Source organism: Chloroflexus sp., from assembly GCF_056331925.1.
The window spans coordinates 1-16146 of sequence record NZ_JBWGQH010000020.1; the positions used below are offsets into that span (position 1 = coordinate 1).

The 16146-nt window shown below is 56.4% G+C and carries 14 protein-coding genes and 1 riboswitch; of the genes, 13 read left to right on the plus strand and 1 reads right to left on the minus strand.

Going from position 1 to position 16146, the window contains the following annotated elements; translation table 11 throughout:
• Positions 1-120: 120 nt before the first annotated feature.
• Complete coding sequence (locus AC01ZF_RS11525) at positions 121-696, plus strand: DinB family protein (protein ID WP_424675559.1); 576 nt, start codon at positions 121-123, stop codon at positions 694-696.
• A 96-nt stretch (positions 697-792) separates the two neighbouring features.
• On the opposite strand, the gene AC01ZF_RS11530 is transcribed toward AC01ZF_RS11525, so the two are convergent.
• Positions 793-3063 (minus strand): xanthine dehydrogenase family protein molybdopterin-binding subunit, encoded by a 2271-nt coding sequence (locus tag AC01ZF_RS11530; protein WP_424675565.1) that lies wholly within the window; start codon positions 3061-3063, stop codon positions 793-795.
• A 175-nt stretch (positions 3064-3238) separates the two neighbouring features.
• On the opposite strand from AC01ZF_RS11530, the gene AC01ZF_RS11535 reads away from it, so the two are divergent.
• From AC01ZF_RS11535 to ahcY, 12 genes are all read left to right on the plus strand, one after another.
• The gene (locus tag AC01ZF_RS11535; RefSeq protein ID WP_424675558.1) at positions 3239-4159 is read left to right on the plus strand and encodes a metal ABC transporter solute-binding protein, Zn/Mn family; all 921 of its coding nucleotides are present in this window, start codon (positions 3239-3241) and stop codon (positions 4157-4159) included.
• Between the two features lie 33 nt (positions 4160-4192).
• Positions 4193-4972: a metal ABC transporter ATP-binding protein gene (locus AC01ZF_RS11540; RefSeq protein ID WP_476575367.1), complete on the plus strand. Its 780-nt coding sequence runs from the start codon at positions 4193-4195 to the stop codon at positions 4970-4972.
• Positions 4973-4987: 15 nt separating this feature from the next.
• Positions 4988-5881 (plus strand): metal ABC transporter permease, encoded by an 894-nt coding sequence (locus AC01ZF_RS11545; protein ID WP_428112268.1) that lies wholly within the window; start codon positions 4988-4990, stop codon positions 5879-5881.
• Positions 5882-5890: 9 nt separating this feature from the next.
• Positions 5891-6994: a metal ABC transporter permease gene (locus AC01ZF_RS11550; RefSeq protein WP_476575368.1), complete on the plus strand. Its 1104-nt coding sequence runs from the start codon at positions 5891-5893 to the stop codon at positions 6992-6994.
• Positions 6995-7173: 179 nt separating this feature from the next.
• Complete coding sequence (locus AC01ZF_RS11555; RefSeq protein WP_428112269.1) at positions 7174-7845, plus strand: potassium channel family protein; 672 nt, start codon at positions 7174-7176, stop codon at positions 7843-7845.
• Complete coding sequence (locus AC01ZF_RS11560) at positions 7842-9218, plus strand: TrkH family potassium uptake protein (protein WP_424675555.1); 1377 nt, start codon at positions 7842-7844, stop codon at positions 9216-9218. The genes AC01ZF_RS11555 and AC01ZF_RS11560 overlap by 4 nt, the downstream gene beginning before the upstream one ends.
• A gap of 20 nt (positions 9219-9238) precedes the next feature.
• Positions 9239-10420, plus strand: a complete 1182-nt coding sequence (hemW, locus tag AC01ZF_RS11565; RefSeq protein WP_424675554.1) for a radical SAM family heme chaperone HemW — start codon at positions 9239-9241, stop codon at positions 10418-10420.
• Between the two features lie 81 nt (positions 10421-10501).
• A riboswitch (SAM riboswitch) is annotated at positions 10502-10608 on the plus strand.
• A 59-nt stretch (positions 10609-10667) separates the two neighbouring features.
• Positions 10668-11711 carry an S-methyl-5-thioribose-1-phosphate isomerase gene (gene mtnA / locus AC01ZF_RS11570; RefSeq protein WP_424675563.1) on the plus strand — a complete coding sequence of 348 codons (1044 nt, stop codon included), beginning with the start codon at positions 10668-10670 and terminating at the stop codon, positions 11709-11711.
• Positions 11708-12772 carry a uroporphyrinogen decarboxylase/cobalamine-independent methonine synthase family protein gene (locus tag AC01ZF_RS11575; protein WP_424675553.1) on the plus strand — a complete coding sequence of 355 codons (1065 nt, stop codon included), beginning with the start codon at positions 11708-11710 and terminating at the stop codon, positions 12770-12772. The genes mtnA and AC01ZF_RS11575 overlap by 4 nt, the downstream gene beginning before the upstream one ends.
• Before the next feature lie 64 nt (positions 12773-12836).
• On the plus strand, positions 12837-13811 hold the full coding sequence (locus AC01ZF_RS11580; RefSeq protein ID WP_424675552.1) for a carbohydrate kinase family protein: 975 nt from the start codon (positions 12837-12839) through the stop codon (positions 13809-13811).
• A complete protein-coding gene (locus AC01ZF_RS11585; protein ID WP_428112270.1) occupies positions 13808-14842 on the plus strand; it encodes a Gfo/Idh/MocA family protein in 1035 nt (344 codons plus the stop codon). The genes AC01ZF_RS11580 and AC01ZF_RS11585 overlap by 4 nt, the downstream gene beginning before the upstream one ends.
• Before the next feature lie 25 nt (positions 14843-14867).
• Entirely contained in the window at positions 14868-16130 is a 1263-nt protein-coding gene (ahcY, locus tag AC01ZF_RS11590) for an adenosylhomocysteinase (RefSeq protein WP_424675550.1), read from the plus strand.
• Positions 16131-16146: the final 16 nt, after the last annotated feature.

The following is a 16146-nucleotide window of genomic DNA, read 5'->3' on the forward strand; positions in this document are numbered from 1 at the left end:
GTGAACGCACGATGCAAGAGATCGTCGGCGATATGACGGTTGCCGACCTACATGCTGAAACTGACGAGATGTACGACTTTTCGTGGCTATTCTAAAATCTCACCTGCGAAGGAGACACCGATGCTCGACTATGCCGCACTCTACCGTCGTGAACGCACGATGCAAGAGATCGTCGGCGATATGACGGTTGCCGACCTACATGCTGAAACTGACGAGATGTACGACACAATTGAACGGCTCATTGCCGATTGTGTTGATGCTGACGTTACCTTCCAGCCGGTCGATCCCAACGCGAATGATCCGTTCGCCAGTGATCCCAGTGCCGTAAACCAGGCATGGACGCTCGGTCACGTGATCGTCCATCTTACCGCCTCGTGCGAGGAATCGGCGTTTCTCGCCGCCGAGATGGCGCGTGGAGTACCGTTCCACGGTCGTTCACGCTACGAAGTTCCGTGGGAGACGGTGACGACGATGGCCCAAGTACGCCAGCGTTTGGCCGAGAGCCGGCGTATGCTGCACGCTTCGTTGCAGATGTGGCCTGACCAACCCCATCTCGACTATCAGGTTGAGCCATGGCCCGGTGCGCCGCCGGTTGATGCGCGTGGTCGTTATGCGTTAGGCCTGGCCCACGCCTATGACCATCTCGGTCAGATTGAAGAGATTGTGCGGCAGGCGCGGGCTGCGCGTGTAGGGTAGCGTACTGGAGCTAGCGGAGCAGGTGTACGGAATGGCGCACACCTGCTCTGGCTGTGTTACGTGGTCATGGGTCGGGTAGACGCCAAGGTAACGTGCTCAAACACTATTGATTGCCCGCCACACTACCTCATCGCGCATTGGCAACTCGTAGATGCGAGCACCGGTCGCGTCACGGATGGCGTTCGCGAGCGCAGCCGCTCCCGCGGTAATCGGTGGTTCGCCAACACCGCGCGCGCCGAAGGGGCCGTTGGGCGCCGGGTTCTGCACCAGCACCGCCTCGAAGGTAGGGAGATCGGCGGCACGGGGCAAGGTGTAGTCCATAAAGCTGGCAGTCAGAAGTTCACCCCGCTCGTCGTAGCGCAGTGCTTCGTAAAGCCCCCATCCCACGCCTTGCGCCGCGCCACCGTGAATTTGCCCTTCGACCATCAGTGGGTTGAGCGGGAAGCCGACATCTTGAATGGCTACGTACCGGAGCGGCTTCACGCGACCGGTCTCGCGATCAACTTCAACCTGCACAATATGGGCGACGAAACCGGGCGCATTCTCTGCCGGTGCAGTACGTCCCTCACCCACGATCGGCCCCGGCCCGCCGGCGTGTTCTTCAGCCCGCCGTGCTACCTCACCGATGGACAGGGTGCGACCCGGCACCCCACGAATATGCACCAGACCATCGCGTAATTCAAGGTCGTCAATCCGCGCTTCCAACATATCGGCAGCCAATTCCAGAATCTGCCGACGTACCTCACGGGCAGCGACGGCTACTGCTCCGGCCACACTATAAGTAATTTGGCTGCCACCACTCGGCCCGGCAAACGGCCCGCTCCGGGTGTCTCCGGCTACAATCTCGACCTGCTCTGGGGGTACGCCGAGAATCTCAGCGGCCACCAGCACAAAGCTGCTGTTGACGCCGGAAATATCGACCGCGCCGACATGCACCCGTACCGTACCGTCGGTGTCTACTCGACAAACGGCGGCTGCCGGCGACATACCACACGGCCAACCACCAATCGCCAACCCAATCCCACTTCCTGGGGTGCGCTCGCGCCACAACGGATGATTGGCAGCCGCTGCGAGCACCTTTGTCAGCCCCATCGACGGCCAAGGGTCGTTGTTCCCCATCGGATCGCCGGTGGTGGCGGCATTGCGCATCCGCAACTCCAGCGGGTCGAGATCGAGTTTGCGGGCCAGTTCGTCCATTGCCGACTCGATAGCGAACGTGATCTGTGGTGCGCCGGGGGCACGGTACGCGCCGGCTTGTGGCTTGTGGGTCAGTACTTCGATCACATCGATCTGCACGTTCGGACAACGGTAGTAGCCGCCGAGCAGCGTACTCATAATCCCACCCAGTGTAAACGGGTAGACACCGTTGTCGTTCACAATCTCTGCCACAAGTGCGGTTAGCGTACCGTCACGGGTTGCACCGAGCTGAAGCGTGATCGTGCTGGCCGGCGATGGGGTGGTCGTGAGAAAATCCTCGCTGCGGTCAAGCACAATCCGCACTGGACGACCAACAGCCAGTGCAGCGGCGGCGGCCAACGGGTCGAGAATGCCGTACTTGGCTCCAAATCCACCACCAACCGTCATTGGCACGACGGTGACTTGAGCAGGTCGGAGATCCAGCAACCGAGCGACTTCATCGCGTACTCCGAATTGACCTTGGGTACTGGTGTAGATGGTGAGATGCTTACGCACCGGATCAACATCAGCCACAACCGCGTGTGGCTCAAGATAGCCTTGATGTACAATCGATGTGCGGTAGGTTCCGGTCACAACTACTTCAGCTACGGCCAAGGCATGCAGGGCATCACCACGGCTAAACTGCTTGCGCTCGTGAACGTTTGACGCCTTATGATCGGCGTGATCATCACCACGGGACACAGCGGCGTGGGCAGCCGTAAGATCGGTGTCACCCTTGGGAGCGCCCTGCGGCCAGATCACCGGTGCGTCCGGAGCAAGCGCTTCTTCGGGTGTTACCGGGCCGGGCAACGGCTCATAATCGATCTGCAACGCCGCAACACCATCTTCCGCAGCAGCCAAACTGGTTGCCAATACAAGCGCCACCGGTTCACCGCGGTAGCGTACTACACCGTCGGCCAACGTCGTCGTCTGGCGCGACGAAGGCTGGCGGCCACGGGTAGGTAGGTCGGCAGCGGTCAACACGGCTACCACACCGGGGATAGCACGGGCCGCTGCGGTATCGATCTGGGTAATCCGGGCGTGGGCATACGGACTGAGCGCCAGTTTACCGTGCAACATGCCGGGTAAATTTACGTCGCCGGCATAACGTGCGCATCCGGTTATTTTCTCTATGCCGTCAACCGATTTGCGGGCTTTGCCGAGGTAGCGATGCTGGTTCACCTGGGTCATCATCGAACTCCATATATGTTTCCTTCTGCTCTATCGTACCATATGTGCAGATCGGTGATGGAATGGTTTATCTCTACCTGCGCATGCTGGTGGGTGTGGCGAGTTTGCTGCTTGACAGGGGAGGAGTTATCTGGTATTTTTAGGTTAGGCTAAAATAAGTTTTTGGGGTTTAAATATGCCGACACGGTATCTCTCCATCATCGTCTTGCTCCTCACCCTCACCGGTTGTAGCACACCGGTAACAGACGGCCATCTACGCGTCGTCGCGACCACCGGTCCGATCGGTGATATTGTGCAAGCTATTGCCGGTGAGCGAGTGGTCTTACGCACACTCCTCGGTCCCGGCATCGATCCGCATACTTACGTTGCCACTGAGAGTGATCTATTTGCCCTCCAAGAAGCCCAGATCGTGTTTTACAACGGTTTACACCTTGAAGCCGGGTTAGGCCGCATATTCGAGGCGATGAACCGAAGTGGACGCATTCCGACGGTTGCCGTGGCTGAAGCAATTCCTCCTCACCTCCTGCTGTATGCCGACGAGGGGAGAAACGCTTACGATCCACATGTCTGGCACGATCCGCAACGTTGGAGCTACGCTGTTCGGGCGGTGCGTGATGCCTTGATTGCCGTTGATCCGGGGGGTAGTGTCATCTACCACCGGCGAACTGAGCGCTATTTGGCCGATATACAGTCACTCGACGCTGAGTTACGGGCAATGGCAGCGCGGATTCCACCGGAGCGACGTATTCTGGTCACGGCGCACGATGCGTTTCAATATTTTGGGCAAGCTTACGGGTTCCGCGTTGAAGCCGTCCAAGGGATCAGCACGGCTAGTGAAGCAAGTGCTACAGCGATCAGGTCATTAACCGAGCTGGTCGTGACGAACCGTATTCCGGCGATTTTTGTCGAGACGAGTGTTTCACCGCGCACAATTGAGGCAGTGCAGAGTGCGGCACGTGCAGTTGGGCATGAAGTGCGTCTCGGTGGTGCGCTGTTCTCCGATTCGCTCGGCGATCCTGACGGGCCGGCGGGGACGTATGTTGGAATGATGCGCCAGAATATGCAAACGATCGTCTCGGCGCTAGCCGATATGTAGCAGATACACCGCATCGAAGTTATGGAGGGAGTGGTGACGCCCTTAGCAGTTGAGATAGAGGATTTAACCGTTGCCTACGGTGATAAGCCGGTGTTGTGGGATATCGATCTTGCGGTGCCGCGTGGTGTGTTAATGGCGATTGTCGGCCCAAATGGGGCCGGTAAGACAACGCTGCTCAAAGCGACTCTCGGACTAATTAAATCGGCCGCGGGTAGTGTCCGCATTTTTGGCCAACCGTACCAGCGCCAACGTCGTCTCGTTGCCTATGTTCCACAGCGAAGCAGTGTTGATTGGGATTTTCCGACCACTGTGCTTGATGTTGTACTGATGGGGCGGTATGGTCAGCTTGGGTGGCTACGCCGACCTGGTCGCGCCGACCGCGAGATGGCGATGGCCGCGCTCGCGCAGGTTCAGATGGCCGATTTTGCCGGTCGTCAGATCGGCCAGCTCTCCGGTGGACAGCAGCAACGAGTGTTTTTAGCCCGCGCCTTGGCCCAGAATGCCGACATCTATTTCATGGATGAACCGTTTCAAGGGGTTGATGCCGTCACCGAACGGTCGATTATCACCGTGTTACGCCATTTGCGTAGCGCTGGGAAGACGGTGATCGTCGTTCATCATGATCTGCAAACCGTTCCCGAGTATTTTGACTATGTAGCGCTGATCAATGTGCGTAACATCGCCACCGGGCCGGTACGTGAAGTCTTTACCGAAGCGAATCTTCGGGCGACGTATGGTGGGCGGGTAGCGGTTCTTGCGAAGAGTGCGGTGTCGGGTGGTGGGCCTGCGCCAACTCCAATACAGGGAGATTGAAGGTTTGGTATAGCGATGATCGAAATGTTGACCGACTATACGCTCCGCAATGTTACCCTGGGTGCAACCCTCCTCGGCGCGATAAGCGGGTTTCTTGGCTGTTTTGCCGTGCTACGCCGGCAGGCGTTGCTCGGTGATGCGATGTCGCACGCGGCATTGCCCGGTATTGCGCTGGCATTTTTGTTGACGGGACAGCGTGATCCGTTCATCTTGCTGATCGGAGCAGCCATTGCAGCAGCGGTGGCGGCGCTGTGGCTATTGGCGATTGTACGAACGACACCGATCAAGGATGACGCAGCGTTAGCATTTGTGTTAGCGGTCTTTTTCGGCTTTGGCCTGGTGTTGCTGTCATACTTACAGCGTCAGCCGACTACTGCGCAGGCCGGTCTCAAGAGTTTCTTATTCGGCCAAGCGGCTGCCCTCGTTGAACGTGATCTCTGGGCAATGCTGGCGCTCGGTGGGCCGGCATTGGCGTTCGTCATCATCTTTTGGCCGCACGTGAAGCTGATCAGCTTTGACCCAGATTTTGCCCGCAGCCTTGGGCTACCGGTGCGTCGGTTTGAGATACTGTTAACCATCGTGATGGTAGCTGCTATTGTTATTGGTTTACAGACGGTCGGAGTAGTGTTGATGAGCGCGATGTTGGTCGCGCCGGCAGTCGCTGCCCGCCAATGGACGAATCGGTTGGAGATAATGGTTGTGTTAGCCGCCGGTTTTGGTGGTTTGGCCGCATTTGTTGGGACGTGGCTCAGTGGATTGGGCGATGGGACGGCAACCGGGCCGGTGATCGTGTTGACAATGAGTGTGATCGCTATCGGTTCGCTTCTGGTTGCGCCGGAGCGTGGAATTGTGTGGCGACGTTGGCGGATGGTGCAGTACCGGCAATCAGGTAGTTCGGCAGGTGAATGATAGTAGAAGATGATGACACCACAACTTGAAGTGCAATTGATTGCCGTAGTGATTGCGGCAACCTGTGCCTTACCCGGCGTGTTTCTGGTTTTACGCCGCATGGCAATGCTAAGTGATGCGATAAGTCATACCGTGCTGCTCGGGATTGTCCTGGGTTATTTGATCAGTAACAACCTCGCCTCACCGTTGCTCTTCGCAGGTGCCGTTGTAATAGGCGTGATCACGGTCTGGCTGGTCGAACTGGTCAGTGGCAGTCAGTTGGTACGAGAAGACGCAGCCATTGGGTTGGTCTTTCCGATGCTCTTTAGCTTGGCGGTACTCCTAATTTCACGTTACGCCGGTACAATCCATCTCGATACCGACAGTGTGTTACTGGGTGAACTAGCATTTGCGCCGTTCGACCGGATCGATCTGCTGGGAATCGATCTGCCACGTGCCCTCGTGATCGGAGGTGGTACGTTGCTGTTGAATGCAGTGCTGCTTATCCTCTTCTATAAAGAGTTGAAATTGGCAACCTTCGATCCGGCGTTTGCGGCAACCCTCGGTTTTGCGCCTCACATTATCCACTATGGTTTGATGACGAGTGTCTCACTGACGGCAGTGGCTGCGTTTGACGCGGTTGGGTCGATTCTGGTGATTGCGTTGATGGTAGCACCGCCGGCGACGGCCTATCTCCTGACCAACCGATTACCGCGGATGATCGGGTTGAGTGTGATACTCGGCGTTGTGGCCGCGATAAGTGGTTATTGGCTAGCACGTTGGCTCGATGTTTCGATTGCCGGGGCGATGGCAACAATGACCGGAATCATCTTTGGCCTCGCATGGTTGTTTGCACCGCAACGGGGGCTGGTGGCGCAGGTCTGGCAACAACGCCGACGCCGTGAGCAATTCGCTTTGCAACTATTGACCCTCCACCTGTTCAACCACGAGGGGTCGGGTAATGAACGGATCGAATGCCATCCCGATCACCTGATCATCGAGCTACGCTGGTCACCGACCTTTGTAAGCACAGTTGTCCGTCGGGCTGAGCAGATTGGATTGATCCGGCGTCAAGGGAGTGTGCTGTTCCTTACCGAACAAGGTCGGCGGTTTGCGCAGAGTGTTGAGGTGTAATGGTTCTGCTATCGCAGAGCGAGCAGCCGTATGCGTCTGACAATAATCTACCCAATCATGCATCTTAGCATACCCTCAACATTCCCTGGCTACCAGGGCTATCTATCACTTTACCGTTCCGTTTCAACTACGCTACAATAGGGCAAAGCATATACTACGCTCGCCAAGGAGGGAGTCGCATGGCGCGCAAGCCAAGTCGGCTCGAATTTGCGGTAATCGGTCTTGGTCGGTTTGGTCGCAGCGTTGCAACCAACTTAATCGACCGCGGCCATACTGTTTTAGGCATTGATCGCGATCCGAACATCGTCCAACAACTTGCCGACCACCTGACGCAGGTCGTGGCGCTTGATTCGACAAACGAAGACGCACTGCGAGCAATCGAAATCACCGCGTTTGATACGGTGGTCGTGGCGATTGGTTCACAATTTGAAGCTAATCTCCTGACGACCGTTGCGCTCAAGACATTAGGTGTCAAGCGGGTTGTTTGCAAAGCGCTGAATGAGCGACAGAAATATATTCTTGAGCGCGTCGGCGCCGACATGGTAGTACTGCCAGAACATGAAGCCGGCGCCCGCTTAGCTTGGCAACTATCGGAACCGCATGTACTTGAGCATCTCAACCTTGGTTCTGGGTTTAGCGTCGCCGAAGTGCGCGTCCCACCTCCACTGATCGGCCAAACCTTAATGCAGAGTGGTTTGCGTCGGCGGTACGGTATCAACGTGTTGGCCGTTAAGCACAACGGTAAGATGATTGTCACCCCGCCCCCCGAATACACCTTCAGTCGGGATGATCGCATATTGATTATCGGAGCCGACTCCAGTATCAGCACATTCTGCGATTTATCATCATGATAGCTCAGCTCGAACGTCGCAACCTGAAACGGTTGCGGCATAAACCGGTCCCACCGCCTTTGCGCTTGGTCGGTGGGTTAGCATTCTTGATCGCCATTGGAACCGGATTGCTGTTGCTCCCCATCAGTGGTACACGTCAACTCACCTTGATGGAGGCACTGTTCACGGCGACATCGGCGTTGAGCGTTACCGGTTTATCGGTCATTACGCCGGTACGCGATCTATCGCTCTGGGGGCAGATTCTGCTCATGCTGCTGATCCAGATCGGTGGTGTCGGTTTTATGGTCGTCGCCGTGATCGTTTTCAGGCTTTTGGGTCGGCGGATCAGTTTTACCGATCGGATCGCGTTAAGCGACTCGTTAGGCTTACTCTCGCCGGCGGCAATCGTGTCCTTGACTCGGCGCGTTCTTATTACGGTCATCACGATTGAGCTGATCGGTGCCTTCTTGCTCTACATACACTGGCGTACCGATCCTCGCCTTTCTGAGGGTCAAGCCTTCTTCTTTGCCCTCTTTCATGCGGTCTCGGCATTCTGCAATGCCGGATTTGACCTGTTCACTGGTACTCCCGGTTTTAACGATGGTATACCGCGGGATAGTGTGACGCTGTTTGTGATGGGGGTCTTGATTTTTCTCGGCGGCTTAGGTATTCCGGTCGTTGCCGATCTGATCGCGTACCCGAATGAGCGGCGGTTGTCGTTGCACACGCGGATCACGCTGCTCGTCGTGAGCATACTGGTGGTCGGTGGTGCTGTTGGCTTATGGCTCAGTGAAGCGTTCGATAAAGATGGAGTGCTTGTTGGGCAGCCGTTGGATCGTCAGATCATAGTGACCGTCTTCCAATCGGTTTCGGCTCGTACCGCCGGATTTGCCGGCATTACTAACTTCGAGCAGTTGACACCGGCCAGCCAACTGCTACTCATTGCGTTGATGTTTATCGGCTGTGCGCCGGCCTCGATGGGTGGTGGGATTACCACCGGTACGTTTGCCGTCCTCTCGATTTCGCTATGGAGTTATGCGCGCGGCCTGCCAACCGCTCAGTTTGGTGGACGCAGTCTGGCGACTGGTATGGTACGGCGGGCGGCAGCCGTGCTCACGATTTCGCTCTTTGTGGTCTTGGCTGCTTCATGGTTACTGGTGACAACGCACGACACAACCCTTGACCGTACCGTGTTTGAGGTTGTATCGGCATTTGCCACATGCGGGCTGACGCTTGGTTTTACCGATGAATTGAACACGTTTGGGCAGTTGGTGATCATCGCTGTTATGTTTTGGGGACGATTAGGCGCCCTCACCATTATCATTGCGTTAGCGCGACAAAGTGCTGCACCGCAAGTCGTGATGTACCCGGAGGAGCAGATTTTGATCGGGTAGAACGTGATCTGGAAGTTGCTATGCGCCACTTATATATCCATATCCCCTTTTGCCATCGGCGCTGTTCGTATTGCGATTTCAACACCTACGCCAACATGGAGCATCGCATTGCGGCGTATGTTGATGCACTCTGTACCGAGTTAGCTATGTTGCGCGAGTCGCTCCCACCGTTACCGAAATCACCGGCAGCAGCGGCATTGCGGCCAAGTATCTTCTTTGGCGGTGGGACGCCGAGTATGCTGACGCCGGCACAGATTGAACGCATTCTGACCGCGGCTACGGCGCTCGTTCCTCTCGAAACGGCCGAGATCTCGCTTGAGGCAAATCCCGGAACGGTGCTAGGCCGCGAGTATCTGCGTGCCATCCGCTCGCTTGGTGTGAATCGGTTGAGTATGGGGGTACAAAGCTTGCACGATCCAACCTTACGGGTGCTAGGACGTATTCACACCGCTGCCGAAGCCAAGGCAAGCTATCTTGATGCCCGTGCAGTCGGTTTTGAGTCGATCAACCTGGATTTCATCTTTGGCTTGCCCGGGCAAGACCTTGCCGATTGGCAAGCCACACTCACCGAAGTCATCTCGTGGGACGTGGATCATCTGGCCCTGTACTCGCTCATTCTCGAAGAGAATACGCCACTCTATGCGCAGGTCACGGCGGGGCGCGTACAGGTGCCCGACGATGATCTCACCGCAGCGATGTACGAATTGGCGATGGACCTTCTTGACAAAGCCGGTTATCGGCACTACGAAATCTCGAACTGGGTACGTCCCCAGCCGGGTGATCGGCCTGATGCACCGCCGCGATTGGCGTGTCATCACAACCTGGCCTACTGGTTCAATAGTGACTATTTGGCCGCCGGCGCCGGCGCTCATGGCCATCTCTTCCCGCAGCGCTACGCCAATATTCGATCCATCGATGGGTACATCGCTGCCGTTCAAGCCGGTCATCGCCCGATTGCCGAGACTATCCCACTGACCCCTGCCGATCTGGCTGCTGAAACGATGATGATGGGCTTGCGGCTCGATATTGGGGTAAGTTTTGAGCACTTTGCCGCCCGTGTCGGCGATGATCTCACCGAGTACTACGGAACCGCCTTGCACGAGCTGATGCAGCACGGGTTGATCGCGATAGATGACCGACGGGTGTGGTTGACGGAGCGAGGACGGATGGTGGGTAATCACGTTTTTGCACACTTTTTGTAGCGGTTGCCTCTTGCCGTCAGTCGTGTTATAATCGCTCACAACGTTCGCGTGCGGCGCCGTAGTGCGTCAGCGAACTTCAGATGCTCATCGAGATGGGCTGAGGGACTGGCCCGATGACGCCCGGCAACCCCCGAAAGGGAAGGTGCCAAATCCAGCGGCAATGAAGAGCATTAGCCGAAAGATGAGAGGAACGAAGTGATGATCGGAGCCTCTCGCTATGCGAGTGGCTCAATTTATTGCGACGCCTATGGAATTCCGCACAGTTTGGTGGGAAAATGAGACGGTTCGCCTGATCGATCAGCGCAAGCTGCCACACATCGTCGAGGTGGTGAATTGCACCGATCTGAGCCTGGTCGCCTATGCTATTCGCAGTATGCAGGTACGGGGCGCACCGGCAATCGGTTGCACGGCTGCGTATGGCATGGCGTTGGCTGCTCGGCAGAGTGCTGCTCATTCGGTTGAGGAGCTACTTGAAGAGCTACGCCAAGCCAAAGCGATCTTCGATGCTCAGCGTCCAACAGCGGTCAATTTGGCCTGGGCGACAAGCCGCATGCTACGGCGGGCTGAAACGGTTGCTCCCGAAGGCATCGCAGCGATCAAAACTGCATTGTTGACTGAGGCCGAGGCGATTTTCGCCGAGGATCTCGCTATGTGCCATGCGATAGGAGAACACGGCGCACCACTCATTCCCCCGCGTGGTCACGTGCTGACCCACTGCAACGCCGGTGGCCTGGCAACTGCCGGGTACGGAACGGCACTTGCCCCCATTCGCACCGCCTTTGCCCAAGGTCGGCCCATTCATGTCTTTGTTGATGAAACGCGCCCCTTCTTGCAAGGCGCCCGGTTGACGGCGTGGGAATTGTTACAGGCCGGTATTCCCCAGACCTTAATCACCGATAATATGGCCGCTTTTATGATGCAACGCGGCCATATCGATTGTATTATCGTTGGTGCTGATCGGATTGCTGCCAATGGTGATGTGGCTAACAAGATCGGTACCTATGGCTTGGCAGTACTCGCCCGTTATCATCAGATACCTTTCTACGTCGCTGCCCCTTATTCCACCATCGATCTTGCCACGGCGAGTGGCGCCGATATTCCTATCGAAGAGCGCGATCCGGCAGAGGTGACTCACATCGCCGGGATTGCCATTGCTCCGCACGGTGTGCCGGCTGCTCATCCGGCGTTTGACGTTACGCCAAACGAATTGGTAACGGCGATCATCACCGAGCGAGGCGTGCTGCATCCTCCGTTCACGGTAGCCTTGTGTCAACTGGCGAGTCAACCATGAATGTGCTGGGGTCGTTTCAGCCGGCCTGCCGGCCACTTCTGCGCGGTGGGTTGCCTCATACGAATCCGATGATCGTGGCGCAGTTAATCTGCCGGTATTTTCCGCAGACACCAGCATGGCCATTACCCTTGCCACGTACCCTTGCCGATACACCATTTGCCTTGGCAGCACAAGGTTTGCCCGGTGTGCAGATCGATCTCGAACGTGACCGATTGGCCGTTGACCACGAGACGCTTGAGCGCGAAGCGGTTCGGGTTGGGTTGGCGTATCTGCGTGGTGATGCGCAATTTGCTGCGTTGTCGGGTCCGGCCGTTGTTGTCCTTGAAGAGCTACTCCGTCAGCTCAATACCGAAGATCGCCATCCATTTTTGCTCAAATACGAGACAATTGGCCCGGTGAGCCTCAGTTTGGCGTTGACCGACAATCATGACCGACCTTTAGCTTACGCGCCAGAGTGGCGTGAACTGTTACTCAATTTGTGTAGCTTGCGGGTGGCATGGCAACACGAGCAAGTGCAAGGGTACGCGGCGTATCGACTGGTCATGATCGATGAGCCGTTTCTCGATGCCATCTTGCACCCGCTGAGCCCGTTAGAGTGGGACGATGGGATCGATTTGCTCAACCGGCTACTCGTCGATCTGCCGGCGCGACGCGGCTTGTTTATCAGTAGTGCCGTGCTCTGGGAGGCAATTTTGCCGCTCCCACTCGATGTTATTGGCTTTCACCCGGCCGATCATTTGCAATCATTGTTGCAGGTTGCCACGCCACTAACGCAATTTTTGGCGGGTGGTGGTTGTTTGGCATGGGGTGTCACGCCGGTTGAAGCTCGCTTACTGGCTAATGTTCATGCGAGCGATTTGTGTGATCGTGTGGTGAGAGCGATGCACGAGGTGGCGACGGCAACTGGACTTGATGTAGCGGTTGTGCAGCAACAATCGTTTCTCTCGTTTACCGGGAGTCTGGCATATGTGAGTCCGGCACAAGCTGAACAAGCGTTACAGCTCTGCGCCGAAACGTCTCGGTTGGTACGACAGACGTTGGGTGTCGGCGAAGAAGAGTAGCTGGTTGTAATATGTTGGTACGCTTTTCCCGCATCTATGTGGGTTAGTCAGAGGAGTGCGCGCTGTGAAGATCGTGGTCACCGGTTCGCTAGCATTTGATTATATTATGGATTTTCCCGGCTATTTCAAAGATTTTATGCTTAGCGACAAAGCACATATTATTTCAGTTAGTTTTTTGGTTGACTCAATGCGTAAAATGCGTGGGGGGGTGGCCGGGAATATTGCGTATAATTTGAGTTTACTCGGTGAACGTTCGCTCATTGTCGGGTCAGCCGGTCATGATTTCGATGCTTACCGCGAGTGGCTCGAGGAGCAAGGGATTGATACAAGCGGAATTACGATTATCGAACACGAGTTTACCTCCTCTTGCTTTATCAATACCGACAAGGCGAATAATCAGATTGTTGCGTTTTATGCCGGTGCAATGGCTCACGATCATCACAATTCGCTCCTCAACCGTGGCCTGACCGTAGATGATCTCGTTCTGATTTCGCCTACCAACCCCGATGCAATGCGTCGGTTTGCCCTTGAATGTCAGCAGATGGGCGTGCCGTATATCTTCGATCCGGGGAAGCAGACGCCGCGGCTTGATGCCGATCTGCTGGAAGTGGGCTTGCGCGGGGCGCAGGTGTTGATCAGCAATGACTACGAATTTGGGATGATGGCGAAGTGCTTGGGGTTGAGCGAAGATGAGCTGATCGGCCGCGCACCGATTACGGTCGTTACACGCGGGGTCGACGGTTCACACATCTTTGTTGATGGTCAATTGGCGGCAGCCATTCCTATTGCACCGGTCGAAGAAGTGCGCGATCCAACCGGTGCCGGTGATGCGTATCTGGCCGGGATCGCCTTTGGTCTGGTGCATCGATTATCGTGGGAGATGACCGGGCGCATTGCCGCGCTGTGTGCTGCATACGCGATTGAAGAGCGTGGGTGCCAAGAGCATCGCTTTACCTTACCCCAATTTGTTGCGCGGTACCGTGCTGCGTTTGGTTGCGATTTGCCGCTCGACATCTTTTCGTTGCGGGAGGCCGCATGAAATGGGGGATTCTGAGCGCCGGACGTATTGCGCGCCGGTTCGCGAGTGCCGTCGCTCGCTCGGCGACCGAACAGGTTGTTGCGATTGCCGCCCGTGATGTCAATCGTGCGGCGGCATGTGCCGCCGAATTCGGGATTCCACGTGCGTATGGTGATTACGTCGCACTGCTCAACGATCCTGAAGTTGAGGCGGTTTACAATGCACTGCCCAATAGTCTCCACGCTCAATGGTCAATTGCGGCTTTGCAGGCCGGTAAACACGTGTTGTGTGAAAAACCACTGGCGACAACGCTGGCCGATGGTTTGGCTATGGTTGCCGCCGCGCAAACGCAGCGCCGATTGTTGATGGAGGCATTTATGTACCGCTTCCATCCGCAAACGCTCACCGTGCAGCGTCTGCTTGCCGAGGGGGTGATCGGTGAGGTCCGACAAGTTCGTGGTCACTTTGCCTTTCTCCTCGATGATGCCACCAATATTCGCCTTGATCCGGTGCTCGGCGGGGGGGCACTCTACGACATCGGTTGCTATCCGCTCAGTTATGCGCGGATGGTCTTCGGTATACGTCCGCAAACGGCGAGTGCGTTGATGGACGGTGCACCGGTTGATATGAGCCTGTGCGGGATGTTGTGGTTTGCAGCCGAGCGTTGTGCGATGGTGTCCTGTAGTTTTCGTACAGCATGGAACCAGCGAGTAGAGATTATCGGCAGTGAGGGTTGGATCCATCTCGAGCGACCGTTCAACCCCACACCTGATTTGGCAACGACGATCATGGTTGCACACGGTGGCCGTCACGTGACGGTTGAGACGATCACCATTCCGCCCGCCGATCATTTTCGGCTCGAGGCAGAAGGTTTTGCCGCTTTAGCTACTGCGGGTGCGCCGGTGCCTTCTATCGGTGCAATGCCACTTACCGAGTCGCTCGATAATTTAGCCGTGATGGAGGCGCTTTTTACCAGTGCGGCAACAGCAACTCCCTCTGAGATTCGTATGCCAGCGTTTGCACCGGAATGGCCGATGCAAACGCTATCTTGACCTGAGCAAAGGAGCATAAGCCTGTATGACGATGAGTTATGACGTGAAAGATTTGAGTCTTGCCGAGCAAGGACGTAAGCGGATTGAATGGGCCGAAAAAGAGATGCCGGTGCTGCGATTGATCCGCGAGCGCTTTGCGCGTGAGCGTCCGCTGGCCGGTTTGCGGATTAGTGCTTGTCTGCACGTGACCACCGAGACGGCCAACCTGATGCGTACACTAGTAGCGGGTGGGGCCGATGTGGTGTTAGTCGCCTCGAATCCGCTGAGCACCCAAGATGATGTAGCCGCAGCGCTGGTGGCTTACGAAGAGATTCCGGTGTTTGCGATCAAGGGTGAGAGCAATGAAGTCTATTACAGCCATATTCGGGCCGCGCTCGATCACAATCCGCAATTGACCATGGACGATGGCGCCGATTTGGTGACCGGCGTGCTCAAGGAGCGGCCCGACTTGATCCCGTATATGGTTGGGAGCACCGAAGAAACCACCACCGGCGTGATCCGCCTCAAGGCCATGGCGAAGCAGGGCGTCTTGCCCTTCCCGGTAATTGCCGTCAATGATAGCGATACCAAGCACATGTTCGACAACCGGTATGGTACCGGTCAGAGCACTCTCGACGGTATCATCAGGGCTACGAATATTCTGCTTGCCGGGAAGACTTTCGTCGTTGCCGGCTATGGCTGGTGTTCGCGTGGCATCGCCGAGCGTGCCCGTGGCTTAGGGGCCAACGTCATTGTGACCGAGATCGATCCGGTGAAGGCGTTGGAAGCGGTTATGGACGGTTTTCGGGTGATGCCGATGGTAGAGGCAGCACGACAGGCCGACTTTATCGTGACTGCGACCGGTAATAAGCACGTGATCGACCAGAATGTGTTCGAGGTGATGAAAGACGGTTGTGTGATCGCCAACAGCGGTCACTTCAACGTCGAGATTAACATTCCAGCCCTCGAAGCACTCAGTGTCGAGAAGCGCCAGCCGCGGGCTTTTGTCGACCAGTATATCTTGCGTGACGGACGGGCGATCAATCTCTTGGGTGAGGGTCGTCTGATCAACTTAGCCAGCGCCGAGGGTCATCCGAGCGCGGTGATGGATATGAGCTTTGCCAATCAGGCTTTGGCGAGCGAGTTTTTACTGCGCAATCATGGGAAGCTGCCGGTTGGCGTACATGCACTCCCTAAGGAGCTGGATCGGGAGATTGCCGCGTTGAAGTTGGCAGCGATGGGGATTACCATCGATACCCTCACCCCTGAGCAAGAAGCGTATCTCAATTCGTGGCAAGAAGGAACGTAAGCAAGCGGAGCGTTGG